The following is a 25,564-nucleotide window of genomic DNA, read 5'->3' on the forward strand; positions in this document are numbered from 1 at the left end:
GGTGTGGGAATGTAGGTCGATGCAGGGATAAGGGAGATTCTTCTTTTGACTTCTTGTGTTTTACTTATTGTTTTTGCTTAGTGTTAGGATAGCTCTTATTACTCATTATATTTTTAGTTTGTTGGTGTGGGCTTGCTTCATAAATACTTTATGAATGCCTAGAATCCGCTTTTGTAATCCTGTCGAGTTTTTCAGCTTTGACTTGTCATTGCGAGCTTTGGCGCAAGACAAAGCATTGTAATCCACTCCCACTCTGTCATCTAAAGTCTTGAAAAAGGCGCGGCAATATTAGAATCCATTTTTCAAACTAGATTCTGGTTGTGCTATGGATCGCCGTGCTTTGCGCTAGCAAAGCTTGGCGATGACGGAGTTTGGGTGTTTTCCTAGAATCCACTTTTGAAAGCCCCGCCACAATCCTTAGAATCGTGCGGTAGTAAAACGGACTTTGTGAAGCAAACCAAGCTTTTTGAAGTAAAACAGACTTTGAAAGTCAAACTCCTTTAAAAGTGGATTCTGGTGGAGAGAATGGATCGCCACGCAGTGTTGGCACACGGCTCGCGATGACAGAAAATAGGCATTAAGGCTAGAATCCACAACGCGAAGTTTCTTTAGAAAACAAGTAAAACGCTCGGCGCAAGCCGATGTTTCTTTAGAAAACAAGCGATAGCGGTGCAAAGCCAAGCTTTTTTAGAAAACGCAGCAGTGCAGACAAAGTGAAGCAGGTTTCTTTAAAATACGGCAGCAAAACGCAATAAATGTAAAAAGTGGATTCTATGATCGCCACGAAAATCCGCTAGGGCAATGCTGGCCTAGATCCTAGGGAGCCATAGAGCGACATTGCCTTGCTCATAGCTAAGATATGTGCTATCTCCGTGTCCGGGGAAAATTTCTATATCATCACCAAGCCCCCCAAACTCCCCCAGCGCACTAAATCTCTGCAAGGAGTCGCGCATATCACTAGGGCTTGAGTATGGAAAATCATATCGCCCGATACTGCGCTTAAAGACAAAGTCCCCACTATACATACTAGAGATTCTACCCGTGCTATCTCTTAGGCACACCACCGAGCAGCCCGGCGTATGCCCGGGGAAATGCAAGTAGCAAATCTCCACCCCACCTAGCATAAATTCACTTCTACCCTTATCGCAGCTCACAAGCACATCATTTGCGCTAAACTCATAGGGAGTAAGCCCTGTCTCAAAGCAATCGCTCTCCAGCATAAAGCCATCATCTCTAGGGCAATACAGCGGGATCTCTGGGCGAGCGGCTTTAAGCTTGGCTACATCAAAGATATGATCAAAATGCCCGTGTGTAAGCAAGATCGCCAAAGGATTTTTGCTAGATTCTAGCACCCACTGCGCACTTCCCATACCTGGATCGATGATAAACTCCCCCTGTGGCGTTTGCACGATATAGCAGTTTGTCTCATAAGGACCAAATGCCTTGCATAAATGCGGAAATCTTTTGAGCACTTTTTTTTCTTGCACATTCATAGCTTACTCCTTACACGACTGCTACACATTACGCTTTATCGCCTAAGCCCGAACCGCAAGCTTGCCAATAGCCTCAGGCGCAAAGTCATCGACAAAGGTGCGCATAGCTTTAGAATACATATCCACTAAGCGATTTGTCTCAATAAGCGCGGTCATTTCTTTGATCGCATTGACATTGCTTTTTTCGATAAATCCTTGCGCGAGAGAGCCATCATTGATAGACATCACGCGATCTTCTATGCGCTCTTGTGGGTAGCTATAAAGATTGTCCCCTACTTTTTGGAGGTATTTTGGATTATCAAAGCTCACAATCGCTAGCGCACCGCCATCTACCGGGGCATTTTGCTCTTCATTAGCACCAGAGCGGAAGAAGAGATTGCCATTTTTATCCGCTTCTACTTGCATACCTTGCCCTATGATGATCCCGCCTTCTCCATCGATACCCACGCGAGATAGCACGCGGAATCCTTGCTTGGTGCTAAGATAGCCTTCATTATCAATAGTGAAGCTCCCATCGCGTGTGTAGCGCACGCCATCTGGTGTTTGTATAGCGAAGTAGGCATTGGGCTTTTGCAGGGCGAAGTCTAATGGGTTTTCTGTCTGGGCGATCGCGCCGCTTGCAAACTCTGTGTATTCCTCGCTGATGATTGGCACGCGGTTTAGATTGCGGTTTTGGTATTGGGCGGCGGCGCGGGTGTGGTCTTTTAGCGGCAAGGTATCTTGAGTCTGCTTGTAGAGTCGCAAGAAATCGCCGATGACTACATCATCGCGCTTAAAGCCATTGGTGTTGAGATTGGCAAGATTGTTTGAGATGACATCAAGGCGGTTAAACTGCGTGATCATACCGCCTGTAGCAGAGTAGTAGCCATTTATCATATCCTATCCTTAGGGCTGAAAGTGTTTGTAGAATCTAAGCAAGTAGTATTCCACCTAGAATCCACTTTTTCAACTTAGGCGATTCAGTCTTGGGCGAGCGATTTCGTAGATTTTGGGGATTTCTAAAGAAACATCGGCTACGCCGAGCGGTATCCCTTGTTTTGGAGGCAACCGCAGACCTTTAGTCTAGCTCTGCCTCCAAAACAAGCGAAGCGAAGTTTCTTTAGAAATCCCCAAAAAACTCCAAAAGCCCCACCGCAATCCTTAGAATCGTTTTACTCTAAAACTAACTTCAATCCTAGAATCCACTTTTTAACCTAAACGCTTTTTCTGTCATTGCGAGCTTTGGCGCAAGACAAAGCGTGGCAAAGCGTAGCTTCTTTAGTAATCCATAAAAGACACAATAAAAAGTGGATTCTAGTAAAGGTTATTTTGCTAGCGCAAAATTATGGATCGCCACGCATCGCTACCCTGCTTACTCGCAATGACGATAGGGGTAGCATAGCACAAGGCTTGCGATGATAATAATGGCAGATGTGACACAAGGCTTGCGATGACAAAGCCAACCTATGCAAGAAGTTGCAATCTAAGACTAAAGCCCTATCAAGCTAGGCTAAGGCTTCTTGCCATAGTAGCAAGCCTACAAGCACGCTTTGTCGCCCTATGCCTAGGATCTGATCGCGCAATGTGCTAGCTTGCTCAATGCTAGCTTGCGTGGCGTGGGCGGCTGGGTTGCGGATCGCTTGGAGAGATTTGATAAATGACTGCAATTTAATAGTAGTAAAGCTGCATAGATCGCGCTTTTTGTCGCCATTATAGAAGCTATTTTTCGCGCCTTTTAGCTTGCAGTTTTGATCATATCGCCACGAGTCTAAGAGAGACTTGGCGTGCTGCAATAGGTGCTTTGTCGTGCCAAGGGCTGGAGTCCTTTTCGCCCTGTCTTCAAGCCACTCTTGCACGCTGGATTCTATCTCTTGCACGCTGTAAGTAAGCTGGGATAAGGGGGATTCTACATTGGCAAGTGTGCTTTGGTATGCCACTAGGGTCGCAAAAAGCGCGCGGTAAAATCGCATAATCTCTTGCTCCATTGATTTAGCATAGAGTAGGACAATGCCTGTGCAGTCATAGAGTGGATTTTCTCTGTTGGCAAGGTATTCTATCTCGGCGTTTATGAGATTATCCATCGTATCTGGCAGCAGTGTGCCAGCAAGCTTACTGCCAAAGATATAGTCGATAAGCCGCTGGCGCACTTGGATTTGCTCAGGAGTCTTAAACATATTGTGGTAGTGGGCTTGCTCTTGGGCGAAGTAGTTTTGATTGGACTTTAGCGTGATGAAAAGCGGGTAGGTGTAGTCGTTGCCATAGATGGCAAAGGTGCGGTTATTGTGCAAGGTGGTGCAATCTGCTAGGAAGCTATCGCGCACGGAGGCAAAGTCATTGCGAAATAGCTCGCGCATATCACTCACCACAAACCACAGCTCCACTTCAAGCCCCTTTTGCTCATAGTAGGCAGGGGCTTTAGCGACTTGATCGCGGGATATGGCAGTAACTTTGCAGGCATAGAGATTGGCATAGTCGCTTAAAAAGAGCTGTAAAGGACTCTCCCTAGAAGTGCTAGTGATAAGCTGCTCCCACTGGGTGCTGGCAAAGGCGGTGCTAGGTGGCTCTAGGATTTGCGCTGGCGCGCTAGGCTCTGCTTGGGCTTTTGGCTCTTGGGCGCGCATTTTGGACTTAATCTTGCCAAAGGCGACACTGCCGTGGGATTTTAGGATTTCTAGGTGGGATTGTATGACGCTGCTTTCATAGTAAGGGTTGTAGAGTATCAAGAGAGCGGTGGGGTTTAGGGATCGCATATTTATCCTTAGTAAAAGTGGATTCTAGGGGATTCATCTTGTGGGCTAGAATCGCGGATTGCTTCATCTCGCAGCGTTGATAGACCTCTAGTCTTATCTTCCTTGCGAGATTTGCAAAGCCACGATTCTAGCTCCACAATCTTAGAATCCCAAGCAGGGGGTGTAAAAGTGGATTCTAGCACAAATGCTGCGCTAAGGCTAGGCTACACACGCAGCCGCGCATATATTATGTAAAGATCTTTTTGCCTAGTGTGCGCAAAGAGTCTAGCCCAGCACTCACGGGGTTGCTATGGGGCTTCATCGGCAAGTGGCATTTGGGGCAGCTCCCCGCACGCATATCTTCTGCTCGGATCATATCGCTTTTAGGCGCGTGGTGCTTGATATAACCGCATTTTTGACAGACATAAGTCCTAGGTCTAGGGGGTATCATCGCTCTCTCCTTAGAAATTTGTAGATGACATAGAGCCAAAATGCCGCGGCAAACCAGCCTGCTATAAACCACGCTGTGCTATGCGGACTGCCATTATACCAAAGCCAGATTGCTTCAAAGCCCAAATAGCTTACTGAAAGCAGCGCGACTATGGTGATAACGGCTATTGTCAAAGTCGCTTGAAATATCAACACAATGGTGGCTATGATAGCCGATACAAGCAAGATCAATGCCATAATCTCTCCTTGCTTCTTGCTAGCTCTTTTTGCTCGCTAGATTGATGATCTTCTCTTTAAAGCTTGGGTCTGTGCGGTATCTAGCAAGCAGGGATTCAATGGCTTGCACAGAGTCCTGTAAGGCTTGCGGGTCGCTTTTGGCAAAGTCTAGGATCTTTTGGGCGATCGCCACACTAGAATCCACTTTTTGCTCTGTGTTGCTGGATTTTAGCTTGGGGAAGTCATCGCTTAGATCATAGATGAGCTTGCCGAGCTTGGCGCAAGAGCTTGGGTGGCTCCATAGAAATTTGAGTAGTTCTTTGAGTAGGGATAGCATTGTAACTCCTTGCATACGAGATAGAATCTACTTTTTGTCATCGCGAGATTCTGCGCTAGTAGAGTCGTGGCAATTCTTTCACACTAGAATCCATTTGTGCGGATTGGATCGCCACGCTTGCTTATCGCAAAGCTCGCGATGACAGAGAATCGCGCGGAGTGAAATCTGCGTGGCAAGCGCAAGCTTCTGTAATCTACAAGCCAAAGTCTAAAAGTGGATTCTAGGTGGCATTGTAGCAAAGAGTGATGACAGGTTTTGTCGCTTGGATCGCTACTTTTCTATGCCATCGTGCTTGCACTCGATACAGAGATAGACTTCTGTTTTGGTGCTTTGTGTGCTGGCTTCTTGGATAGAGTGTTTAAGGCTTGTTTGTAGGCTTAGTGGTAGGGTGTTTAATTGTGCTTGTATATTAAGCATAGATTCTTGCGTTTTAGAAATACTGGTAGAAATGCTCTCTTTTTCTTCATAGCGATATTGGAGGCAGCCGCGCTCTAAAAACTCTTTGATAATGATTTGTAGCTGATTGGGCAGGGCTTCTACATTGATTTTGTTCTCTTCTAGCCATCGCCGCACTTCTTCTACGCTGCATTTAGGCTGGAAGCTTGCCATATTCACTTCTTTGCTGTGAGATTTAGCACTCTCTTGGCTTTGCTTATTGCTAGAATCCACCTTGACTTCACCCCCAACAACCTTATATCTCCCGTCAATTTCTGCGCGTGTTTTTTGCTCTTTTTTATAGCTTTCAAACTCCTCTTTGCTATAGCATACTTTCCAGCTTGAGCCATTGCCTAGCTTTAGGATAAATTGCTTTACTATCGCTTCATACTCTTCCCAATACTGCTGCCCAAAGCTCTCTGCTTCAAAATACACATTTTCATACAGCTCTGATGGGACAAGTGGCTTAATCATCGTGTCATTTTGTAGGGTGGCATACTCTGCTAGAGGCACAAGCTTTCCTTTTGTGTTTCCGCTTGTTGATTTGATATAGTAGCCCTCTAGCTTTGCCAAATTGGACTCGATGTCAAAGTCTTTGGCGATGATGTCCTTGGCTTGTGGGTTGTTTTCTGTGATAGAGATTTCTGTGGGTCTATCGACTAGCATTATTGGCTTCATTGTGATCTCCTTAGAATATGTTTGAATGTGTTTAGGCTATTTTTTTAGCAGATATATAAGCGCAAAAGCCGCCACCACGCCTGCTACAAGTAGCACTCGCTTATTTTGCTTAGCCTTTGCTTGTGCCTTAGCCCTTGCTTGCACTGCTGCTTGATACTCTCTATATAGATCACTAAATCGCGCGATTTCTAGCCCCATAGCCTGCAAGGTAGACTTGATAGACTCTAAGCTCTCATCATCACTCCATAGCACAAGGGCTGGGCGGATCCTGCCTGCTTCATCTCTCTCGGGGTGATCTTGCACACAGAGTAGATAGCGCGAGTCGCTAATAGGCACTATTTGCTCACTATCAAGTGGGGGCAGCCCATCGATAATCTCATAGAGGCGGTTTAAATGCGGCTGAGCTTCATCGCTAGAGAGTAGCTTGCCATTGAGTGCGGTCGTGCTAGGGTGGCTGCCGCCTGTGATTTTAGACTGAATAGTAGCGATGATCATTTATGCTCCTTGTGCGGCTAGGATCATTTCTCTAAGCTCTTCTTGCGGATTTTGCGTCATATCATAGGGGTAGTAGGGGATTTTTGCTTCTTTTAGCTCTTTTTCTATCTGCTCTGCTTGCTCTTTAGAGACTTTGTCTAAATGCGTCCCCACCGCCCGAAAGGCTATACCCTGCGCCTTTGCTTCATCATAATCAGCCTTTATATAGTCTTTGTCATACTTTTGCATATCAAAGACATAGAGCCATACAAGCTTTTTTAGCTGCCTGTTTTTAATCTCTTCATCTTTGTTAAGTAGTGTGAGTCTCTTTTTTGATTTATTATCGCTTGCATCATCTCTGCCTGCGGTGTTGAAAAGTTTCCATTGTGGCGTGAAAAGTCCCTCGCCAATGCGTATGTCTTTTTCACTCCAAGCTTGCGCGGTGCTTTTATGCTCTCCTACAAAGCCCTTGCCCTCTAGGATCTGGAGTATCGTATCCTTGCCAACTCCTGTTTTGCCTTGCAGCAGCACTACTGCTTGATAATACTCCCAAGCGCGCCTGTCTCTATCTCGCTCTTGTCTCTCTGCTTCTGCTTTTTCATCAAGGTGGTCATAGATCTTTTTCCCACCCCATATTGCTCCTAGTAACGCTATCCCTCCCAATATAAATGGTAATGGCATTGTGTCTCCTTGTGATATGTAATATTTGCTTGTAATAAGCGAGATGGCATTAAATCAAAAAAAAAAAAACAGCTTAAAGCTAGGCAAAAGTCGCCAAAATCTCGCCTAAGTGCTATTTGCTGTGAGGGCTGGGCTAGGGGCTAGCTGCTTTGCATAGCTGCTTATTGTGCTGTGTATTTGCTCTTGTATTTGTGTGATAGGAGCTATCAAGCCATAAGAGATCATATGCGAGAGTCGGTCGACCTCTTCTGGTTGGAAAAAGGATTGATCAAGTGCGCTGTGGGTTGCTGCATTAAAAAACTCTTCATAATTGCTAGCGATCTTATCTACCACCTTGGCAAGCTCCTGTAAAAGCGCGTAGGCATTATCGCAAGCTTGCTGTGTGCTTGCCCTAGAATCTATAATACTTGCCAAAAAAGCAGCCAAATCACTAAACCCAGAATCATCGCTTAATCGCTGCTTTTGGCAGGGCTTGCTATCGCTGCAGCTATCTTTGTAAGGGGAGAGAAAATGATCTTGTATCTCTTGTGTAGGGAGATTATCTCTGCCCTGTGTGGCGGCACTTAGATCGTGGCTTGCGATTAGGCAAGAGGCTTGCGAGAGCAGTGCCGGCAGTGTGTAGATACTCCTAGCTCCAGCATAGCTTTGCCCAAGGGAGTCTTTGAGCTTTTGTATCACTGCTTTTTCCTGTGGGCTTGTGCCATTGGCTATTGGCTTTAGTGTATTGGGGGTAGCAGATTTATCAAGCAGCACATAGACTTGTGATTGCTTATTTAGCCCTTGCTTGATCGCCTTTAGCGTGCTGTTTTTAATCGTATCGCTAACTACGAGCAAAACACAATGCGCTTGCTGCAAGGCGCGTGCAGTCTCTTTGCTTAGATTCTTTTCATCTGTGAAGCTTGGTATATCGATAAGCTGCAGATTTTTGCCATTAAGCGTAGTGCTATATATGGCAGTCTCTTGTGTAGAATCTAGTGTGGTGCTTGCCCCATCGCAAATGCGCATAAGCTCAGGGAGTGCTACTCTTCTTGCTTGGGTGTATATGTCTATTTGCGCAGAGGCTAAGAGCGCGCGCTGTGTTCTGGCTTGCTTGCACGCTGTGTTTATGATGAGCTTTTTTGTTTTACTCAAGCCTAGAGATGACTTCATCTTCCCCCAGAATCTAGCGCATTCTAAAGTGTATTGCTGTGTAAGATTCTCAAGCTCTAGGCGAATGTCCTCTAGCTGTTTGCGCGCTTTTTGCATAAGTGCTTTCATCGCTTTTATACGCTCTTGCAAATGAGTGTATCTGCTGATAAATTGCTCTTGCTGCTTGCGCTTAGAGGGCTCTTTAAAGTGGATTCTAAGTGCTTCTAGTAGGGTGGCTTTAGCCTTATGGCTCTGGCTGCAAAGGGCGCAAAGAGCGATTGTAAAAATGTCTTTTTGCGTGGTTTGCTCTCTAGTTTGCTCACTCAAGGTGCTTACAAATGTGTCAAAGAGCCTTTTACTCTCTTGTAGCTTTTGTTTATCACACTCAAAAAGTAGCGGTGATAGTTCATTTACTTGCTTGTGGATAAAGTCAAAAATCTCTTTCTCACTCATATAGACTCCTTCTTATCAATATCTCTAAAATGGCAGTAGATAAAGCACCCTTTAAAGCCTGCAAAAATCGCAGCTATAAAAAGTGGATTCTAGCTTGGCTCGCCATTATGCGTGGGGCAGTGGCTTATGATGTGGTGAAACTATCGCTAGAATCCACTTAGACAAAAGCTCAAGGAAGCTTAGAGAGTGAGTGCTGCGCTATCCCACGCTTCTATGCTGGATTCTAGCTTGGCTTTATCGCCATTAGATTCTACTAGGAGCCTGCTATACTCTCTACCAATATCGTGCAGGATATAAGCATAAATCCCACTTTTCATAGCTCTTGGGGTTTGCTGGTGGATTTTTATAGGCACTGGCATAAACCCAGATACACTAGAAATGTGAGTTTTTGGCTCATCATCTTTGTCATAATCTAGCCCGATTATGCGGTATTTATACGCCGCATCCTTTGCTAGCTTGCTAAGAGCGGTGCTAAAGTTCGCAGGCTCTATGCCAAAAACACTCTGCAAATGCTTCATCATACACACTTGCAGCGGCAGTGTCAGCCCTGTGTTGAAAAGCCATTGATGTCGCCACTTGGTATCGCTCAATTTGTCGTAGATGGGGCTAGGGATTATTGGGAATATGCAGCCCCCACCCCATACAATTTGCTCCTTATCGCCGCTTAAGCTTGTGATCGCCGCTTCATAGAGCTTGATAAGCTCCTTTGCCATATCGCTTGGCGTGTTTTGCTCGCTCTCCGCTTCCTGTGTGGTCTCCCCACTCGACTTGCTTGCTTGTATAAATTGCGCAAAAGGCTTTGCCTTGCTTACGCGATCAAACATCTCCTGTCCTAGTGAAAGCACCTTTAGTAGCTCATCTTGGGTGGGGGAGAAGCTTTCAATATATGCATTTATCTCACGCATTTTTTGGAGCGATTCAGGCTTGTGTGGTGGGTTTAGCATACTAATCCAGCTTGGGCAGTCTGTATCGCTAGCGATTTTTTTGTCTATTTGACTCTCTTTGTTTGCTTGCTTTTCCCTGCTCCCTTTGTCCCCTTGCTCTAGCTTTTCCTTAAGCTCCAAAAACCCCCGCCCAAAGCTAAAGCCACTCATCGCATCGCAATATCGCATAAAAGGTGCTTCGACCTCTTCTATCAATCGCTCTTGTAAGAGCTTTTGCTCGGTGAACTTTGCAGCTCGCTCTCGCTCTTGTTGTGCGTATTCCTCTCTCTCCTCTCGCGCCCTTTTCTGCTCGCGCTCCTTAGACTCTGTATAAAGCTTATACGCCCAATAGCCAAAGCCGCCGAAAGTCGCTATCGCGCCTACTTTTTTCCAATCCATTTGTTGCTCCTTGGTGTGTTCGCATTTGCGTAGTGGCATTGTATAAAAGGGCTATGACAGGTTGTGTCGTAAAATGACGGAAGTAAGTGTATTTCAGGTTTTTTGGTATTTTATCTCCTTATCATCGCTCGCAAGTCTTTGCCCAAATACTCATCAACAGCTTCTATATCCATTTTGCCTACATTCCACCACGCATACACTTCTCTTAAGGCAAGTTGCCCAAAGTTTACCCAGCCTATGAGGTTGGTATGAAGCAAAAATTCAACCGGATTTGCCAGCGGACCACCGCTTCTTATAGTAGCATCGATTCCATCCATAGTGCATAACACTCCGTGTCCTACAAGGAGCATTCTGCGAAGTTCTGGGACACTGCTATTTGGCATACATTCTTTCCATTCTCTGCCGTGATAAAATCGCTGCTTCATCACATACATAAAGCGGATAATAAGTTCGGTAATAACCACAGGTATAGCCATAGTCAAGCCGTGCCTAAAGTCATAACCAGATTCAAAAACCTTGCTTGTAACCACAGCAAAAGTCTCTTGATGCTTCTCTCCAAATCTCCCAAAATCACAAAGCTGAAAAAGATTATAAAAAGGTATAGAGATTCCACTGCCTCTGCCATCAGCCCCACTAGATCCAGTCCAGTCAGAAGCTAGATGCCCAAACCAATTTGCAAACCCACAAAAGATCTTAGCAATAAAATTACCACCTTGTAATTCAAAATTTTCTGTATCTATTGTGATAATTTCTCCATTACTTACAAATGTCGCTGTATTAGTAAATTGATTAAGAATAGAGAAAAAAAGTCCAATAATATCAGGCGAATGTCCTAGGCTTTTTAAGTGGTGATTTTTTGCGGACATATTGCAGACTTTGCCACCTGTATCAGCAGTATGACGATGATCATAATTAACTTTAAATTTTTTTTCCAAAAATCCTATCGCACTTTTTACTGAATTTTCTTTCCCTTCTTTTGGTTTCCAGCCGCATAATTTTGCAAATTTTTTTGTCGCATTGTTAGCCTGCTCATCTATCCAACCACCCAGCTTACTTTCTCCGGGCTTACCCACAAACAAAATATCCACCAAGCCACCAATAAGCCCACAAGCCCCAGCGATGAGATAATCATATTTATCACACTGTGCGTTTTTTATACTAAATTCTTCTTTGATCCGCTTTTGTAGCTCGATTTGCTGAGTCTTGCTCATAAGGTTTTCAAATGGATCTTTGCTTAGGTCAATATGATTGCGTTTGGCATAATCATTAAATGAGTCAATATACTCTCCCCACGACATATTCTCATTAAACACCACGCTATCGAGCTCATCAATAGTATGTAGATCACTATGGATCTCTACTTGCATAGAATCTAGCTCTTTTTGCAAGGATATAAGGGCTTCTTGCTCTTGATTTGAGTCCATTTCTGCCATATTAGGATCTATATCTGCAAGAAGGGCTTCCATATCACTCATAAGAGAATCTAGCTTTTGTCTATTTTGTGCTTGTTCATTTTGCATTATATCAAGCGATTGATGAAGCTCTGTAAGCTTACCTTGTGCTTTACTTATTTGATGCTTTTGGGTAATAAGGGCGTTGCCCTCATCTTTTAGGCGATCTTTATTCATTGTTATCTCTATTTATTTTTTACCCAACAAACTACCAATAGCACTTTTGGCATTATTTGTCGCACTAAAATATCCTATACCCTGTAGAATATCGCCCAATTTTTCTAGTGTATCTGTGGAAAGATTTCTTTTTCTTACAAGCTGTTGTGTTCCATTTTGCTCTTTTTCTTCATAGCAAGAAGTTATAAAGGCATATATTTCTTTTTTAGTAGGCTCATTAGCAAGAGATTTAATGCGAGAAATATCAAGTGTTTGTGGGCATTGCAAAGCTGCTTCCATATTGGCACATTGATTTGACTTGCTATTCATTTGTTTCATTGCTCCCTGCAATTTAGACAAGATCTTGGAGAGTTTTTCTATATCGTCTCTATCATCTTTATGACGCACTATCGCATCATTGAGCTTTTTAACGATAACATTTATATCCCCAATCATAAGCGAAATGCTTTTTTGTGTTTGCTTGATAACTTCGTGAAGCATAAGCTCTCTCGTTTTGTATTTGCTTAACTCATTATTGCTTGTTAGGTATTTTACCCCTTGATATACACCTACACCGATTAAAACTGCTACACCAATGCCCGTCGCCATACTTGATAACCCAAGCATACCGCCCATACCAAGAGAAGCCAGTCCTGAAGTCATACCAGCAGCTGAAAGCCCCATAACAGAGCCAGACAAATATATAGCTCCAATAGGTGCGCCAACGCTTGCTGCTTTTGCCGCAAGATCTTTTGCTGCCTGCTTAATTTTATCATCATCTACATTTTCATAAAGGATTTTAAAGTCATTTTCGACAGCTATTCTAGCAAGCTCCATCTTATCTGTAGATAGACCAAAAATTTCTTTATGTTTTTGTAAAAAATCAGGGTAGCTTACTTGTATTATAGAGCCTTCTTCTGTGCTAAGTGTCGTGCTTGCGTGGATACTAAATATATCTTTAACAAGTGAAATCATAATGGCTTCATAATGGGCTGCTTCCGCATTATCTTTTATAATAGTAAGCAAATCTTGCGTAGAGATTGCAGAGCTCCCAATCTCTGCTATATAACTTCTTAGTTCAAATCTCCCCTCATCATCAATACTAATTCTACCCATCAAAAACATAATCTCAGCCAATTCTTTTTCATCAATTTCACCATCATTATCAAAAGCCATATTGATCAGAATTTTTACATAAGCATTTTTTAACACACTAGGCATTTCTTCTAGTGGTTGCAATAAATTTACCTCTTTAAACTCACTACATTCCGCAATAAGTTTGTTTAAAAACAATTCCAAAGGCTTATAAATGGTAGGCCTAACATCGGTATCCTTTAGTTCTACTACTTCTTCGCCCTTAAAAATCTTAATGCCTTTACTTGTTCTCGTTTTATCTGCTTTGACTTGTTCTACTACTTCAAAATATTCCGCCTTGCTTATCTCCTTATATTCAATGCTTATAAGCGCACTGCTAGTTTTTATCAGCATTTTTTCACCTGTAAAAACTATCCCTTCTTTTGCAGAGCCAAAAAGCGTGCTATCATACAGCGCGATGATTGAACTCATAGAATCTTCACATTCAAAGGCTTTAATTGCATTGTTTAACTTCTTTTCGGGAATATCCGGAGCAACCAAAATGTCCTCAATTACTTTGATATGCTCTTTAATAAAAATATTTGCATCCATTGTGTCTCCTTGCTAAAGTGAAGTTTGCTTATGTTGAAAGCGAGATAGCATTAAATCAAAAAAAAAAAAAACGAGCTTAAATTTAGGCAAATCACGCGCCAAGTGTCAAACGGAGATTCTAGTGAAAACGCGGATTCTAGGGTTTTGTTGTTTATGAATTACTAAAGAAGCTGCGGCTTCGCCTTGCTTTGCCACACCGCTAAAGCGGCTCACAATGACAGGGGGTAGGGCTTGCCTGGGGCTCGAGATGACAAGTAAAAAGGCATTGTTCCTAGAATCCGCTTTTTGCAAAAGTCAATGTCCAAACCAAGCAAGACCAAATCTGCCTAAAGAGCTTCTATACTGGATTCTAGCTTCTCCCTATCCCCCTCGCACTCTTTCAATAGCTCGCCATATCGCTCGCCAATATCGCGCAGGATATGCCAATACACCCCACTTAGTGGCGACTCTGGGCTTTGGTGTGTGGGGAAGCGAAACAATGTAGTAAAGCTATATTGTATCTGTGTCTTCTCGCTATCTAGCCCAAGTATGCGGTATTTATACGCCGCGTCCTTTGCTAGCTTGCTTAGCGCGGTGGTGAAATTCGCAGGCTCTATGCCAAAAACACTCTGCAAATGCTTCATCATACACACTTGCAGCGGCAGTGTCAGCCCTGTGTTAAAAAGCCATTGATGTCGCCACTGCGATATACAATCACTAGAGTCCCACAAATCATCTCTCTCATCGCCGCTTAGGCTTGTGATGACTGCGGCATAGAGACTGGTAAGCTCCTTTGCCATATCGCTTGGCGTGTTTTGCTCGCTCGCCGCTTCCTGTGTGGTCTCCCCACTCGACTTGCTTGCTTGTATAAATTGCGCAAAAGGCTTCGCCTTGCTTACGCGATCAAACATCTCCTGCCCTAGTGCTAGCACCTTTAGTAGCTCATCGTGGGTGGGGGAGAAGTCTGTGATGTAGGCGTTGATTTCTTGCATTTTTTGCTCATCGCTAAGCGATGTTTCGCTAGTAGTAGAGTCGCTAAGATTTGCACTAGAATCTACTTTTTCTTGCTTGCTTTTAAGCTTGGCTTGCAAATCTAAAAATCCTTTTCCAAAGCCAAACTCACCCATCTCTGCGCAATATCGCGCAAAGGGTGCTTCTATCTCTTCGATGATCCGCTCTTGCAAAAGCTCTTGTTTTGTCTCCTCTTTTGCGTGCTTTTTGGCTCTCTGCGCCCTTTTGAAGGCATACTCTTCTTTCTCCTCTTCCTTAGCGTTGTAGTATTTATACGCCAAATATCCCAAGCCACCTAGACCAGCTATGCCTAGCCCTACATTTTTCCAATTTACTTCCATTTACTACTCCTTGTAATGTCATCGCAGAGCAAACTCTGCGTGGTGGCATTGTATAAAATGGCTATGACAGGTTTTGTCATTTAGTGGAGAGGAGGGCTAGAATCCACTTTAATAAGTAGTAGATAGATACTCTTGCAAGATTTGATTAAGCTGCTTTTGCAAATGCGCTGGCTCTAGGATTATGATAAAGGGCAAAAACATTTTGGCTAGATTTAAGATCTCATCATCATAGCTATACTCGCAAGTGATATAAAAATGCGTGGCATCGTGGCTATCTAGGCGGATATTGGAGATGAAGGCTTTGCGCATAAAGTATTCTTTGGCGGTGTTTTGGATCTGTAAGGTGGCGGATTTGGCGTGGGGATTCACCCACTTTGCAGAGCTTTTTTCTACGATGGATTCTATCGCTGGGCTAGGTTTGAAGTGCGCTTCTTCTAGGCGCAAATGCTTGATATGAGTAAAGGTGAAGTGCTTTAGCGTGCCGCTCTCATCAGCGAGCAAATACCATATACCATTATTATTAAGCAGGCGGTAGGGATTGGCTTGGCGGGGTGTGGATTTGTAGCTAAAGTGTATGGTGTGCTGCTTCAAAATCGCCCTAGCAAGCAGCATAAACATATCTTTATGCGCGGAAATATCTTCAAAGCCTTGATTTTTGATAGCAAAGGGGCTTGATTTGGAGGCTATCGGGGCGGGGTCTTTGCTGTGATTATCCCAATAATCTGGCAGCGGGATATGAAGCAAATCGCCGATAAATTTATCATCAAGACTGGGGAAAAGCCCCCAAATCCCACTCACTCTAGCAAACTCTCTAATATCCTTAAACCCAAGCTTGCCTAGGGACTCTGCTTGCAAAAAGCATTTGCCATCCTTGTCTTTTTGGATTGGCAGGAAGCCTAGCCGCTGGTTTATATCGCGCTGGATCGTGCGCAAATCGACATTAAATTCCTTAGCGCATTCTCTCATAGAGATATGCTCGCCATTTACAAGCGCGTGGAAAATCCGCACGATCCGCATTGTCTTTGTATCATAGCTCATTAGCGTCCTCCTGCCTAGATGAAGCGGCATTGTAGCACAGCCTGCACGCGTGAAAAACGAGTTTTACCAAAGATTTACAGAAATATCTGTGTATTTTACATACGCTACGCATAATATCACCACAACTGCTTTAAGCTCATAAGGACAGCAATGCACGCGATGATTGATATGAAAGACTTGACGCTTGGCTATCGCAAGGAAAAGATTCTAAAACACTTCAACCTGAAAATTAAAAAAGGTGAGTTTGTGGGGATCATCGGTCCTAGTGGAGCGGGGAAAAGCACACTTTTGATGAGTATCGCTGGGGGGATTAAGGTCTTTAATGGGCATTTTAATGTGCTAAAGCACGATATGAAAAAGCTAAAGAAAAAGGAGCTTACACAAATCCGCCAAGAAATCGGCATCATCTTTCAGGGATACTGCCTTGTAGATAGGCTAAGTGTGCTAGATAATGTCATTAGCGGTATGCTAAAAGATCTGCCTATGCCGCGAGCCTTTATCCGCGCGGCGGGCAGCGGCAGAGAGTAGCTATCGCAAGGGCGTTAATGGGAAACCCCAAGATTATTTTAGCCGATGAGCCAATTTCAGCCCTTGATGTGAAAAGTGCTACAAAGGTTATGGAGATCCTAAAAAAAGTCAATGAAACCTATGGTGTCAATGTCATCACAAACTTACACCATTTAGAGTATGCAAAAGAATATTGCAGCCGTATTATCGGCGTAAATGGTGGGCAGCTTGTGTTTGATGGGAAGCCAAAGGATTTGGATTCAAAAGCGATTGATAGGATATATCATAATGAAGAGGTGCTAGCGTGAGGGATTTGGCTTTTTCTAAAGGGGATTCGGTCTTGGGTAATCATTCCGCAGATTTAGCAAATTTTAGGGCAACCGCAGACTCTAGCTCTGCCCTAAAATCCTTAAAAAGCCCCACTAGCAACACCGCAATTCTTAGAATCGTGTTGCTCTCAAACTAATTTTACTCCTAGAATCCACTTTTTACACTAAACGCTTTTTCTGTCATTGCGAGAAAATCCGCAAGGATTTTCGTGGCAATCCACAAAAAACAAAACCAAAATCCTAGAATCCTTTGCTAGCTTTTTTACAATTCTTACTTAATCCTAGAATCCACTTTTTGAAAAGTGGATTCTAGTAAAGGTTATTTTGCTAACGCAAAATTATGGATCGCCGCGCAATCGCTACCGCGCTTGCTCGCGATGACAGAGATATTTCGCCTAAAGGCTCAATATGACAAGAGAAGGGCGTTATACGCAAAAAGTGGATTCTAAGATTAGGGCTAGAAGCAAATAGATTTTAAGGCGTGTAATTGTGCGGATATGGATCTAGGGCTTAGGCTTTAGTAAATCTTTGAGCCGTAGCTCTTCTTGGCGGGCGGCGATATATTGTCTGTGGGCGATTTTTTGCGCTAAGGTGGCTTGGTGGATCGCGCTTTTATCGCTAGATTCTTTTGCTTGTGCTAGGGCGATATTAGCACTAGTGAGCTGGGATTTGGTATAGGTGATATACTCTGCAACCTCTGCTAAGATCTCTGTATCATCGCAATGCTCTAGCAAGCGAGCTAGATCATCGCGCGCTTCTTGTAGCTTGGCTGGATCTTTGCTGGCTTTTTGCTCATAGGCATTAAGCCCATCTTGGGCTTGCTGGATTTTATACTCACAAATCGCGCCTGCATAGAGTGATTGGAGCAATGAGCAAAGCCCAAAAAGCAGCCCACAAGCGCGCTTCATCATAGCCCTTTAGACTCTAGCCATAGCAATACATCTGCTATGACCTGCTCTTTTATCGGCTCATTTAGCACCTCGTGCCTAGCACCCCCATAGAGCAAAATATCCACATCATCAAAGCCTTGGGATTTTAGGTGTGTGCGCGCCTTTTTCACCCCTATGCCAAAATGCCCGCTTGCATCATCGCTCCCGCTGATAAACAAAATAGGCAAATGCGGATTTTTGGGATTAGGATAGCTGCCATAGACTTCTTGCATACCCATAAAGAGGTGTAAAAAGCTCTCTATATCAAAGTGGAATTGGCATTTAGGATCATCTCTATATGCCTGCCTTACTTCTTCACTAGAGCAGAGCCAGCCTAAGCCATCGCTAGAATCCTTTTTGAATCGCTTATTAAATCCGCCAAAAAGAGCCTTGGTGAAGAATTTTTGCCCAAAGGTTTTTGCCCCAAAAAATCGCAAAAGTTTCGCGAGAGCTATGCCGTATTTGAGATCCTCATCAAATGCTGGCGAGCCACTAAGGATAAGTCCGCTTAGCTCTTCACTATAGAGCGAGACATATCGCCTAGAGAGTAGCGATCCCATAGAGTGCCCTAGCAGCACAATGCGCGCATTTGCATACCGCTCTTTAAGCAAGCAAGAGAGCTTGTAGAGATCATAGCTCGCGCGACAGAATCCATCTTCACCCATTGAGCCAAGTGTAATGCCATTGTCGCTATTAAGGCTCTCTCCGTGTCCTCTATGGTCGCTTACTGCTACGATATAGCCCTTTTGCGCAAGTGTGTTTGCTACCCACTCATAGCGGTCTTTATGCTCGATCATTCCGTGGGCGATTTGGATAATTATAGGGCTAGAATCCACTTTTGCAGGCCCATAGAGATCATACGCCACTTGCCCAAAATCTGAGGCAAAGCGGAGGTTTTTGTGTGTTGTGATTGTTGATTGCATAGCTGCTCCTTAAGTGTTGAAGTAATTGTAGCAATAACCTTGGTCGTTATTTATCAAAATTCTCTCTATGCTCTTTGAAAGTCTTGCTGAAAGAGTGCGTGCCGTTTTTGTTGCGCACGAAGTAGAGATAATCCACCTGTGCTGGCTCAAACACCGCCTTAATCGCCTCAATGCTAGCACTGCCTACTGGGATTGGCGGGATACCTTTGTTGCGGTAGGTGTTGAAAGGCGAGCTGTCGTTGCGTATGCGCTCTGGCGTTACTTTGCTATGGGAGTATTTGCCATAGTTGAGTGAGCCGTCCATTTGTAAGGGCATATTGAGCTTTAGGCGGTTGTAAATCACAGCGGCGATTATGGGCATTTCTTGCGTATTGGCGGCTTCTTTTTGAATGATTGAAGCCATAGCGATATGCCTAAACCACTCATCTTGCTCATATCTTCCCAAATATTTGCGCGCTAGGTCCTCGTGGATCGCTAGGGATTGCTGGATAAGTGAGCGCATAAGGCTATCTTCTGTGGCGTTGGCGTGGATTTTGTAAGTATTTGGCAAGATCACGCCCTCTTCATAAGGCGCATAGCGCAAGTAGGATTCTAGGAGTTTGTCTTCATTTAGGTCAAGCTGCACGCCAATATCTATGATGAAAAAGTGCAGTGTCTCTCCGGGGATTAGCGTAACGCTCTCTTGGGCGGCTTTGGCAGAGGTGAGTGCGTAGAGAAAATCCCCCTTTGTGATCACGCCATTATGCACAGCATAGCTTATGTCAATCACGCCACTTTGAGGCGTGCCAAGTAAGCGCAAAATATGCCTATCAAATTGCGTAATATCCCAGCCATTTTTGCCTAGCTGTGTTATAATCGCGCTTATTGAACCTTGTGGCACGACAACTACCGCGCTAGTAATAGGTGTGCTAGTAATGCTAGTAATAGGTAACCCCAAATAAAAAAAGATCGCTAAGATAATGAGAAAAACGCCGTCTAAAAGAATGCTGAGTATATTTATCATTTTGTTTGTTACCATATTTACCCTTGTTGGTGGTTTTAAGATTCTATCTGATGGGATTGCAATCGATAAGCTGCGCTTTGCTGATATACAAATACGCGGATTGTATCTAAAACTCAATAATAAATTCTCCCTAGAAGTTCAGGAATTGGATCTAGCAAAGGTGATGAGCAAAAAGCCTGAGAAAAACGCAAAGCCATCTTTGCAACCTACGCTGAAAGAGATAAGTGATTATGTCAAATACGCGCTATGGGGGTTGGCATATTTTGAAAATCTGCGGATAGAGAAGATTGTCTTAAGTGATGAGTATGTCGCTAGCGTGTTTTATGATGGGGAGCATTACGCGCTATCTTTCCCCAAGCTACAAGCGGTGTTTAATGTCCAAAATCAAGGCAATACAATCGAGCTTAATATCCGCAAGCTACAAGTGTTTGAGCCAGATGTCGAGGTAGCTGGGCGGATCATCTACTCTGGGGCAAGCGGGCAATTTAGCTTTGGTGTTTCTCTCGCACCTTTGCTGATTGACTCTGGCAATGATGACACACATATATCTGCTAGTAAATCCACAAGCAAGCTCTTTTTGCAAGGCACAAGCGATTTTAAACGCCTTGTGCTAAAGGCAAAAACATCAAAAATCAACGATTTGCGCTCTATAAGGACCATCATCGCCCAGAGTGCTAAGGATCTGCTGCCTGCTTTAGATATATGGCTTTTTAATGCGCTTAGGTTTGATACCATAGAGCTAGAGCAAGCGAGCTTTGATGTGGCACTGCACGAAAAGCAGTTTATAAAATCACTCATAAACAACACCAAGCTCACACTCTATGCCACAAAGCCCACTTATGCGCTTGACCCAGCTCTAGCACCCTTTAGCGCAAATCGCGCTAAAATCCAAGTAGAAAATGGCAAGGCAGCACTTGAGATGATAGCCCCCAAGCTAGAATCCATCGACCTAAGCGGCTCTAAGCTAGAGCTTGCGCTTATGGATTCTGTGCCTACGCTTTCTATCTTTGCCACTTCTAAGAAGCTGCTTTATACGCAGGCACTGCGGGATTTGCTTGCATTTTATGGGGTGCAGCTGCCAATTGATCGCATTAGTGCAGATATGCAGGCAAATCTTGCTATCCATATCCCCTTTGGTGATGATGCTAAGGTGGAGCTAGGGGGGAAAGTATCCGCACAGCAGGTGGTGCTGCGCTCTGGGGGGCTAGATTTTGTCAGCAAGAATGCTTCAGTCGTCATTGATATAAACCCAAAAAGTGGGAGCAATGCCATTGATATATGGACACAAAATATTAGCTATGAAAATCTCTTTGACATTGATGTCAAAGCTCATATCGATCTAGCATTAAAGCGACTTAAGACAAATTTATTTGTGCATTCCTTGCGGGTTAGCACCAATCCAGAAATCAATCAACGCCTTATCGACTCGCAAGATTCTGCACACAAGTCTCACAAGCAAGTCCGGCTGGATTCTACTCTAGATCCTAGCTCACGGGAGCTTGTGCGCGTGGGCAGAGCCTTTAGCCTAGATTCTAGCCTAGAATCCAAAAATGCGCTAAATGCGCCAAGCGTGCTAAATGCGCTAAATGTGCAAGGTGGCGATGTGTGGCAACGAGATTCTATCAAGCCATTTACGCCTAAGGAAATGCTTGCTTATATGGCGCATTTTGCTTCCGTTGCTAATGGCGATATGAAGCCATCGCTAGAATCCACCCAAGATTCTAGCCAAGATTCTACTAAGGATTCTAGCCAGCTAGATACACATAAAACTTCGCAAGACCCAGCCCCTAAAGAATCTAGCGCACAAAGCGCACAAGAAATAGAATCTAAAAATGCGGATTCTAGCAAGGGATCTTTAGCGATAGATCCTGCTCCTGCCACAGATCAAGCAGTAGAATCTACTGCAGATTCTGCCACAGACCAAGCCGCAGAGGTGCTAGAGCCTAGCAAGCCTGATGTCTCCCTAGCCCCCAAAGAAGAGATTATAGACTTTTCTACGCCTGATCACTCTATAGAAGAAGCACAAGACCAAGAAGCAAATCCGCGCGAGCTAGAGAGCCTAGAATCCATTTTGCAAGACTCTCCAAGTGATAGCAAGGGTGTCAATACATCTAAGCAAGAGCAAAGAGCGCAGGGTGAAAATCACCCAGAATCCGCCCAAGCAGAATCTACTAGCGATGTATCTGCCCAAGAAGAGATAGAATCTAGCCCCGAGATAGAATCCACCTCCAATACCTCAAGCCAAGCTCTTGATCCCGCGCAATCACCTAGTGCCAATCCGCAAGACCAAGATCCGCAAGACCCCGATCACGCCAAGCCAACCAACCACGCTAGAATACATAGTAGAAACGGCATAGAGCTTGACTTCACAAAGCCTATGAGTGAGCAAGAAATGCGCGAAAAAATCATTGCCCTAATCAAACACCAAGATGAGCAGAAATTCACCTATGATATTTTCAAAGCCACGCAGCAAACACTTCCGCAAATTGATGTGGAGATTGACTTCTCAAGCGATCCTGTCAAAGTGAGTGTCCCAGCTCTTGATGTGTATGTGCAGCTATCTAGCGATGGTATCCGCGCTAATGTGGTGGATTTTGGCAAGTTCGCGCCTTTTTCTCCGCTTATGCAATATCTTGGGCTTTCATCAGGGAGTGCGGTAGTGGATCTAAAAAGTGCGCAAGATTTATCTTTCCAAGTGCGTATTGCTGATTTTCCTACATTTTTGCTCTCTAAAGATAAGACGCCATTGCATACATTTACTTTCAATGGTAGCTATGCAAATAATAAGCTACAAGTCCTTAGCGATGATGGGCTAATCGGGCTTGATTTGTATGACAATACAATCATTGCAAATTTTAAGGATATTGATGTGAGTATTGATGGCTTGCTCGCTAGCAAAATCCCAGCGATCCAAGAAGCCTTTAGCACTTCTAGTGAGAAAAAGGCGGTTTTCACAAAAGAAGAGATTTTACTTGAGAGTGAGTTTTTACGCGCTAAGCGTAGATATGAGCGGCAAAATGGCATTAAACCTAGGATCATCGCAATCCAAGCGCAGAATATCACAGGATTTTTCAAAGATGTTGTGATCCCATTTGATGACTTTAATGCCAAAATCCGCGATGATCGCATTAGTGCTGATGCGACTTATAAAAATGGCATTGCGAATATTGACATTATCCACGGCAATACCATCATCAAAGCGGGGAATTTTGGTGCAGAGTTTTTAAATCGTGTTGTTGGGCGGCATATCGTTGATGGAGGGTTGTTTGAGCTTAGTGGAATCTATAAAAATGACATTTTTAATGGTGATATTTATATGCAAAACACAAGCTTTAAGGGATTTGCGATCGTGCAAAATGTCATTGGGCTTATTGATACAATCCCATCTCTTGTGATGTTTAGAAGCCCGGGTCTTAGTGCTAAGGGCTATGAAGTGAAGCAGGGCAACATTAAGCTAGCTCTTAATACGCAGTATGTCGGCTTAGAATCCATAAATCTCATCGGCAAATCTATGGATATGCAAGGCGGTGGCTTTATCGAGCTTGAGAGTCAAGAAGTGGATATGGGACTCTCTATCTCCACGCTAAAAAATCTTAGCGGGATTTTAAACAAGATTCCTATTGTAGGGTATTTGCTCCTTGGCAAAGATGGCAAGGTAACTACCCAAGTAAGCGTGCGAGGCACTATCCAAGATCCTAAGACACAAATTTCTCTCGCACAAGATTTGCTAAAGACACCATTGCAAGTGCTTAAACGCGCCTTTACGCCTGTGGATATGGTGATTGATGAAATTATTAAAAGTGTCGATCGCTAATGCCCTTACAGAATCTAAACACAGAGCAATATGCTGCAGCCACTGCACCTATGGGGCATAATCTCATCATCGCTTCTGCTGGCACGGGGAAAACTTCTACCATTGTGGGGCGGATCGCGCATTTGCTAGAGAGCGGCGTGCAAGCAAGTGAGATTCTACTGCTAACTTTTACTAACAAAGCTTCCCAAGAGATGATCGCGCGCGTGGCAAGTCGCTTTGGTGAAGTGGCAAAGCAGATAGAGTGTGGGACATTTCACGCTGTGAGTTATCGGTTTTTGAAAGATAAATATGCCATATCTCTAAAGCAGCCTAAAGAATTGAAAGTGCTATTTAAAAGTATCGCAAAATCGCGTGTCTATCAGCATCAAACAAGCACGCCACCTTACTCTGGGGAGTATTTGTTTGATTTATATTCACTCTATCTCAATTCGCGCAATAATGAGAGCTTTGAAGAGTGGCTTGGAGCGCGTGGGAGTGATCATAGTGCATATATTGATATTTATGAAGGGATTTTTGCAGAGTATCACGCGCTTAAAAAATCACATAATTATATGGACTATAATGACTTGCTTTTGGAATATGCCAAAGAAATGCGCGGCATAGAGTGTCCTTATAAAGAGATTTTATGCGATGAGTATCAAGATACCAATCCCTTGCAAAATTATGTAATCCACGCGCTAAATCCTAAAAGTCTCTTTTGCGTGGGGGATTATGACCAAAGTATTTATGCCTTTAATGGCGCGGATATTTCTATTATTTCAAGCTTTACAGAGACTTATGTGGATTCTAGGGTTTTTACTTTAAGCAAGAATTATCGCTCCACGCGCTATATCCTTGATCTTGCTAATCGCGTGATAGAAAAAAACGAGCGCATTTACCCCAAAGAGCTTGAGGTAATCAACCTGCAAGAGCCCATCGCGCCAAAGCTGCTTATTTACAATGAGCTATTTGAGCAGTATCAAGGCGTGGCGCAAAAGATCCTCACAGCCAATTATCCGCTTGATGATATTGCCATCATTTTTCGCAATAACTCTTCAGCAGATGGCTGCGAGGCATTGCTACGCGAGCTTAATATCCCCTCAAAGCGCAAGGGTGGAGTGAGCTTTTTTGATGCTAAAGAAGTGGCTCTAATGCTTGATTTTTGCTCACTTTTGTATAACCCAAAAGATATGATGGCATATATTCATATTTTGAGCTATGGCTCTGGGATTGGGGACTCTATCGCTAGGGAGCTATATGAGGGGCTATTGCGCTTGGGGAATGGCGATGCAAAAAGGGGGTTGCTAGCACCGGATTCTAGTGTTAGGGCATTTGAAAAGAGGGCTAAAAACGCGCAGCTAGGGCTGTTTGATGACTTTTTTGCATTGCAAGATGTGAAGAAGTTTGATAATGTCGTGCAGGGTAATTTTGTAGGGCATCCGATTTTATCACACCCAAAGCTAAGCTTTGATGGTGCGAGATTTTTGAGCGATTTTTATGCGGCGGTGGAGCGATATGACTATACCACTAAGCCTAAAGACTTGATTTCTATGCTTGCTTCAAGTCAGCTGTATCAATATATTGTCGAGCTGCTTTGTGCAAGGCGTGCGAAAAATAAAGATGGCAGTGTTGATATAGAGCGCAAAACACAGGCAAAAGATGCCATTATGCGTAAAATTATTTTGCTGCAAGATATTGCGAAAAACTACGAGAATCTAGGGCGATTTTTGAATGCTATGGTGCTTAGTAGCGGTGAAAATACACAAGGAAGCGGTGTCAATCTCCTAACAATCCACGCGAGCAAGGGACTAGAATTTGGTATGGTTTTTATCATTGATTTAATGCAAGGGCGTTTTCCTAATCTCAAACTTATCGCTAAGGGTGGTAGTATCGAAGAGGAGCGCAGGCTGTTTTATGTAGCAATCACGCGAGCTAAAGAAATCCTCTATCTCTCTTATGCCAAAAAAGATGAGATAAAAAACATTAGCTATGAGCCATCACTTTTTTTGTATGAAGCAAAGCTTTTGCAGCAACAAGCTTAAG

The 25,564-nt window shown here is 43.8% G+C and carries 29 protein-coding genes; 7 read left to right on the forward strand and 22 right to left on the reverse strand.

From position 1 onward, the window contains the following. Positions 1-105: 105 nt before the first annotated feature. The 4 genes from NYG90_RS06790 to NYG90_RS06805 all read right to left on the reverse strand — a co-directional run bounded on the left by NYG90_RS06790 (position 106) and on the right by NYG90_RS06805 (position 2,369). Complete coding sequence (locus NYG90_RS06790; RefSeq protein ID WP_285257345.1) at positions 106-246, reverse strand: hypothetical protein; 141 nt, start codon at positions 244-246, stop codon at positions 106-108. Positions 247-417: 171 nt separating this feature from the next. Beyond that, positions 418-675: a hypothetical protein gene (locus NYG90_RS06795; protein ID WP_285257344.1), complete on the reverse strand. Its 258-nt coding sequence runs from the start codon at positions 673-675 to the stop codon at positions 418-420. A gap of 134 nt (positions 676-809) precedes the next feature. Beyond that, a complete protein-coding gene (locus tag NYG90_RS06800) occupies positions 810-1,493 on the reverse strand; it encodes an MBL fold metallo-hydrolase (protein ID WP_285257343.1) in 684 nt (227 codons plus the stop codon). A 42-nt stretch (positions 1,494-1,535) separates the two neighbouring features. Further along, a complete protein-coding gene (locus NYG90_RS06805; protein ID WP_115011661.1) occupies positions 1,536-2,369 on the reverse strand; it encodes a flagellar hook-basal body protein in 834 nt (277 codons plus the stop codon). Positions 2,370-2,714: 345 nt separating this feature from the next. Here NYG90_RS06805 and NYG90_RS06810 point away from each other — a divergent pair, with 345 nt between their 5' ends. Next, positions 2,715-2,891, forward strand: a complete 177-nt coding sequence (locus NYG90_RS06810; protein WP_285257342.1) for a hypothetical protein — start codon at positions 2,715-2,717, stop codon at positions 2,889-2,891. An 86-nt stretch (positions 2,892-2,977) separates the two neighbouring features. On the opposite strand, the gene NYG90_RS06815 is transcribed toward NYG90_RS06810, so the two are convergent. From NYG90_RS06815 to NYG90_RS06855, 9 genes are all read right to left on the reverse strand, one after another. Next, on the reverse strand, positions 2,978-4,222 hold the full coding sequence (locus NYG90_RS06815; protein WP_285257341.1) for an HP0729 family protein: 1,245 nt from the start codon (positions 4,220-4,222) through the stop codon (positions 2,978-2,980). 8 nt (positions 4,223-4,230) lie between these two features. Continuing rightward, on the reverse strand, positions 4,231-4,404 hold the full coding sequence (locus NYG90_RS06820; protein ID WP_285257340.1) for a hypothetical protein: 174 nt from the start codon (positions 4,402-4,404) through the stop codon (positions 4,231-4,233). Between the two features lie 44 nt (positions 4,405-4,448). Next, positions 4,449-4,652: a hypothetical protein gene (locus NYG90_RS06825; RefSeq protein WP_285257339.1), complete on the reverse strand. Its 204-nt coding sequence runs from the start codon at positions 4,650-4,652 to the stop codon at positions 4,449-4,451. Continuing rightward, positions 4,649-4,888: a hypothetical protein gene (locus tag NYG90_RS06830; RefSeq protein ID WP_285257338.1), complete on the reverse strand. Its 240-nt coding sequence runs from the start codon at positions 4,886-4,888 to the stop codon at positions 4,649-4,651. Before NYG90_RS06830 ends, NYG90_RS06825 begins: the two co-directional genes overlap by 4 nt. A 19-nt stretch (positions 4,889-4,907) precedes the next feature. Beyond that, positions 4,908-5,204 (reverse strand): hypothetical protein, encoded by a 297-nt coding sequence (locus tag NYG90_RS06835; RefSeq protein ID WP_285257337.1) that lies wholly within the window; start codon positions 5,202-5,204, stop codon positions 4,908-4,910. A gap of 270 nt (positions 5,205-5,474) precedes the next feature. After that, positions 5,475-6,317 carry a hypothetical protein gene (locus NYG90_RS06840; RefSeq protein WP_285257336.1) on the reverse strand — a complete coding sequence of 281 codons (843 nt, stop codon included), beginning with the start codon at positions 6,315-6,317 and terminating at the stop codon, positions 5,475-5,477. A 36-nt stretch (positions 6,318-6,353) separates the two neighbouring features. Beyond that, positions 6,354-6,812, reverse strand: coding sequence for a hypothetical protein (locus tag NYG90_RS06845; protein ID WP_285257335.1), 459 nt, complete (start codon positions 6,810-6,812; stop codon positions 6,354-6,356). Further along, the gene (locus NYG90_RS06850) at positions 6,813-7,472 is read right to left on the reverse strand and encodes a hypothetical protein (protein WP_285257334.1); all 660 of its coding nucleotides are present in this window, start codon (positions 7,470-7,472) and stop codon (positions 6,813-6,815) included. Between the two features lie 105 nt (positions 7,473-7,577). Beyond that, on the reverse strand, positions 7,578-9,053 hold the full coding sequence (locus NYG90_RS06855) for a hypothetical protein (protein ID WP_285264871.1): 1,476 nt from the start codon (positions 9,051-9,053) through the stop codon (positions 7,578-7,580). Positions 9,054-9,082: 29 nt separating this feature from the next. Between NYG90_RS06855 and NYG90_RS06860 the strand changes: the two genes are divergently transcribed. Further along, positions 9,083-9,214: a hypothetical protein gene (locus NYG90_RS06860; RefSeq protein ID WP_285257332.1), complete on the forward strand. Its 132-nt coding sequence runs from the start codon at positions 9,083-9,085 to the stop codon at positions 9,212-9,214. An 18-nt stretch (positions 9,215-9,232) separates the two neighbouring features. Here the strand turns inward: NYG90_RS06860 and NYG90_RS06865 are convergent, their stop codons facing one another. From NYG90_RS06865 to NYG90_RS06890, 6 genes are all read right to left on the reverse strand, one after another. Next, positions 9,233-10,375 carry a hypothetical protein gene (locus NYG90_RS06865; protein WP_285264872.1) on the reverse strand — a complete coding sequence of 381 codons (1,143 nt, stop codon included), beginning with the start codon at positions 10,373-10,375 and terminating at the stop codon, positions 9,233-9,235. Positions 10,376-10,485: 110 nt separating this feature from the next. Beyond that, on the reverse strand, positions 10,486-12,003 hold the full coding sequence (locus NYG90_RS06870; RefSeq protein WP_285264873.1) for a coiled-coil domain-containing protein: 1,518 nt from the start codon (positions 12,001-12,003) through the stop codon (positions 10,486-10,488). A 12-nt stretch (positions 12,004-12,015) separates the two neighbouring features. Continuing rightward, on the reverse strand, positions 12,016-13,668 hold the full coding sequence (locus NYG90_RS06875; protein ID WP_285257329.1) for a hypothetical protein: 1,653 nt from the start codon (positions 13,666-13,668) through the stop codon (positions 12,016-12,018). A gap of 105 nt (positions 13,669-13,773) precedes the next feature. After that, the gene (locus NYG90_RS06880; protein ID WP_285257328.1) at positions 13,774-13,959 is read right to left on the reverse strand and encodes a hypothetical protein; all 186 of its coding nucleotides are present in this window, start codon (positions 13,957-13,959) and stop codon (positions 13,774-13,776) included. Between the two features lie 35 nt (positions 13,960-13,994). Further along, on the reverse strand, positions 13,995-14,999 hold the full coding sequence (locus tag NYG90_RS06885; RefSeq protein ID WP_285257327.1) for a hypothetical protein: 1,005 nt from the start codon (positions 14,997-14,999) through the stop codon (positions 13,995-13,997). A gap of 108 nt (positions 15,000-15,107) precedes the next feature. Further along, positions 15,108-16,037 carry a helix-turn-helix transcriptional regulator gene (locus NYG90_RS06890; protein ID WP_285257326.1) on the reverse strand — a complete coding sequence of 310 codons (930 nt, stop codon included), beginning with the start codon at positions 16,035-16,037 and terminating at the stop codon, positions 15,108-15,110. A 150-nt stretch (positions 16,038-16,187) separates the two neighbouring features. Between NYG90_RS06890 and NYG90_RS06895 the strand changes: the two genes are divergently transcribed. Genes NYG90_RS06895 through NYG90_RS06905 form a run of 3 tightly spaced genes read left to right on the forward strand, consistent with a single transcriptional unit; the run spans position 16,188 to position 17,010 of the window. Then, positions 16,188-16,565 (forward strand): ATP-binding cassette domain-containing protein, encoded by a 378-nt coding sequence (locus NYG90_RS06895; RefSeq protein WP_285264874.1) that lies wholly within the window; start codon positions 16,188-16,190, stop codon positions 16,563-16,565. Positions 16,566-16,567: 2 nt separating this feature from the next. Continuing rightward, complete coding sequence (locus tag NYG90_RS06900; protein ID WP_285264911.1) at positions 16,568-16,852, forward strand: ATP-binding cassette domain-containing protein; 285 nt, start codon at positions 16,568-16,570, stop codon at positions 16,850-16,852. A 5-nt stretch (positions 16,853-16,857) separates the two neighbouring features. Beyond that, positions 16,858-17,010, forward strand: coding sequence for a hypothetical protein (locus tag NYG90_RS06905; protein ID WP_285257323.1), 153 nt, complete (start codon positions 16,858-16,860; stop codon positions 17,008-17,010). A 366-nt stretch (positions 17,011-17,376) separates the two neighbouring features. Here the strand turns inward: NYG90_RS06905 and NYG90_RS06910 are convergent, their stop codons facing one another. The 3 genes from NYG90_RS06910 to mltG are packed head-to-tail and all read right to left on the reverse strand — an operon-like array spanning position 17,377 to position 19,743. Then, positions 17,377-17,784 carry a hypothetical protein gene (locus NYG90_RS06910; protein WP_285264875.1) on the reverse strand — a complete coding sequence of 136 codons (408 nt, stop codon included), beginning with the start codon at positions 17,782-17,784 and terminating at the stop codon, positions 17,377-17,379. Further along, complete coding sequence (locus tag NYG90_RS06915; protein ID WP_285264876.1) at positions 17,781-18,725, reverse strand: alpha/beta fold hydrolase; 945 nt, start codon at positions 18,723-18,725, stop codon at positions 17,781-17,783. Before NYG90_RS06915 ends, NYG90_RS06910 begins: the two co-directional genes overlap by 4 nt. 46 nt (positions 18,726-18,771) lie before the next feature. Further along, the gene (gene mltG / locus NYG90_RS06920) at positions 18,772-19,743 is read right to left on the reverse strand and encodes an endolytic transglycosylase MltG (RefSeq protein WP_115011693.1); all 972 of its coding nucleotides are present in this window, start codon (positions 19,741-19,743) and stop codon (positions 18,772-18,774) included. Here mltG and NYG90_RS06925 point away from each other — a divergent pair. Both NYG90_RS06925 and NYG90_RS06930 read left to right on the forward strand, forming a co-directional pair. Next, a complete protein-coding gene (locus tag NYG90_RS06925) occupies positions 19,709-23,542 on the forward strand; it encodes a YhdP family protein (RefSeq protein WP_285264877.1) in 3,834 nt (1,277 codons plus the stop codon). The two genes, mltG and NYG90_RS06925, sit on opposite strands and share 35 nt — an antisense overlap. After that, positions 23,542-25,563 (forward strand): ATP-dependent helicase, encoded by a 2,022-nt coding sequence (locus NYG90_RS06930; RefSeq protein WP_285264878.1) that lies wholly within the window; start codon positions 23,542-23,544, stop codon positions 25,561-25,563. Before NYG90_RS06925 ends, NYG90_RS06930 begins: the two co-directional genes overlap by 1 nt. Position 25,564 lies beyond the last annotated feature (1 nt).

It is taken from the genome of Helicobacter zhangjianzhongii (genome assembly GCF_030249855.1).
Lineage (GTDB): Bacteria > Campylobacterota > Campylobacteria > Campylobacterales > Helicobacteraceae > Helicobacter_B > Helicobacter_B zhangjianzhongii.

Excerpts from the sequence above, each read along its gene's own strand:
- NYG90_RS06895 (WP_285264874.1), top strand. The coding sequence starts at position 16,188 with ATGCACGCGATGATTGATATGAAAGACTTGACGCTTGGCTATCGCAAG.
- NYG90_RS06850 (WP_285257334.1), bottom strand. The coding sequence starts at position 7,472 with ATGCCATTACCATTTATATTGGGAGGGATAGCGTTACTAGGAGCAATA.
- NYG90_RS06915 (WP_285264876.1), bottom strand. The coding sequence starts at position 18,725 with ATGCAATCAACAATCACAACACACAAAAACCTCCGCTTTGCCTCAGAT.
- NYG90_RS06835 (WP_285257337.1), bottom strand. The coding sequence starts at position 5,204 with ATGCTATCCCTACTCAAAGAACTACTCAAATTTCTATGGAGCCACCCA.
- NYG90_RS06910 (WP_285264875.1), bottom strand. The coding sequence starts at position 17,784 with ATGATGAAGCGCGCTTGTGGGCTGCTTTTTGGGCTTTGCTCATTGCTC.
- NYG90_RS06870 (WP_285264873.1), bottom strand. The coding sequence starts at position 12,003 with ATGAATAAAGATCGCCTAAAAGATGAGGGCAACGCCCTTATTACCCAA.
- NYG90_RS06815 (WP_285257341.1), bottom strand. The coding sequence starts at position 4,222 with ATGCGATCCCTAAACCCCACCGCTCTCTTGATACTCTACAACCCTTAC.
- NYG90_RS06885 (WP_285257327.1), bottom strand. The coding sequence starts at position 14,999 with ATGGAAGTAAATTGGAAAAATGTAGGGCTAGGCATAGCTGGTCTAGGT.
- mltG (WP_115011693.1), bottom strand. The coding sequence starts at position 19,743 with ATGGTAACAAACAAAATGATAAATATACTCAGCATTCTTTTAGACGGC.
- NYG90_RS06925 (WP_285264877.1), top strand. The coding sequence starts at position 19,709 with ATGCTGAGTATATTTATCATTTTGTTTGTTACCATATTTACCCTTGTT.
- NYG90_RS06865 (WP_285264872.1), bottom strand. The coding sequence starts at position 10,375 with ATGGATTGGAAAAAAGTAGGCGCGATAGCGACTTTCGGCGGCTTTGGC.
- NYG90_RS06855 (WP_285264871.1), bottom strand. The coding sequence starts at position 9,053 with ATGAGTGAGAAAGAGATTTTTGACTTTATCCACAAGCAAGTAAATGAA.
- NYG90_RS06875 (WP_285257329.1), bottom strand. The coding sequence starts at position 13,668 with ATGGATGCAAATATTTTTATTAAAGAGCATATCAAAGTAATTGAGGAC.
- NYG90_RS06860 (WP_285257332.1), top strand. The coding sequence starts at position 9,083 with ATGGCAGTAGATAAAGCACCCTTTAAAGCCTGCAAAAATCGCAGCTAT.
- NYG90_RS06840 (WP_285257336.1), bottom strand. The coding sequence starts at position 6,317 with ATGAAGCCAATAATGCTAGTCGATAGACCCACAGAAATCTCTATCACA.
- NYG90_RS06800 (WP_285257343.1), bottom strand. The coding sequence starts at position 1,493 with ATGAATGTGCAAGAAAAAAAAGTGCTCAAAAGATTTCCGCATTTATGC.
- NYG90_RS06930 (WP_285264878.1), top strand. The coding sequence starts at position 23,542 with ATGCCCTTACAGAATCTAAACACAGAGCAATATGCTGCAGCCACTGCA.
- NYG90_RS06845 (WP_285257335.1), bottom strand. The coding sequence starts at position 6,812 with ATGATCATCGCTACTATTCAGTCTAAAATCACAGGCGGCAGCCACCCT.
- NYG90_RS06890 (WP_285257326.1), bottom strand. The coding sequence starts at position 16,037 with ATGAGCTATGATACAAAGACAATGCGGATCGTGCGGATTTTCCACGCG.
- NYG90_RS06825 (WP_285257339.1), bottom strand. The coding sequence starts at position 4,652 with ATGATACCCCCTAGACCTAGGACTTATGTCTGTCAAAAATGCGGTTAT.
- NYG90_RS06830 (WP_285257338.1), bottom strand. The coding sequence starts at position 4,888 with ATGGCATTGATCTTGCTTGTATCGGCTATCATAGCCACCATTGTGTTG.
- NYG90_RS06805 (WP_115011661.1), bottom strand. The coding sequence starts at position 2,369 with ATGATAAATGGCTACTACTCTGCTACAGGCGGTATGATCACGCAGTTT.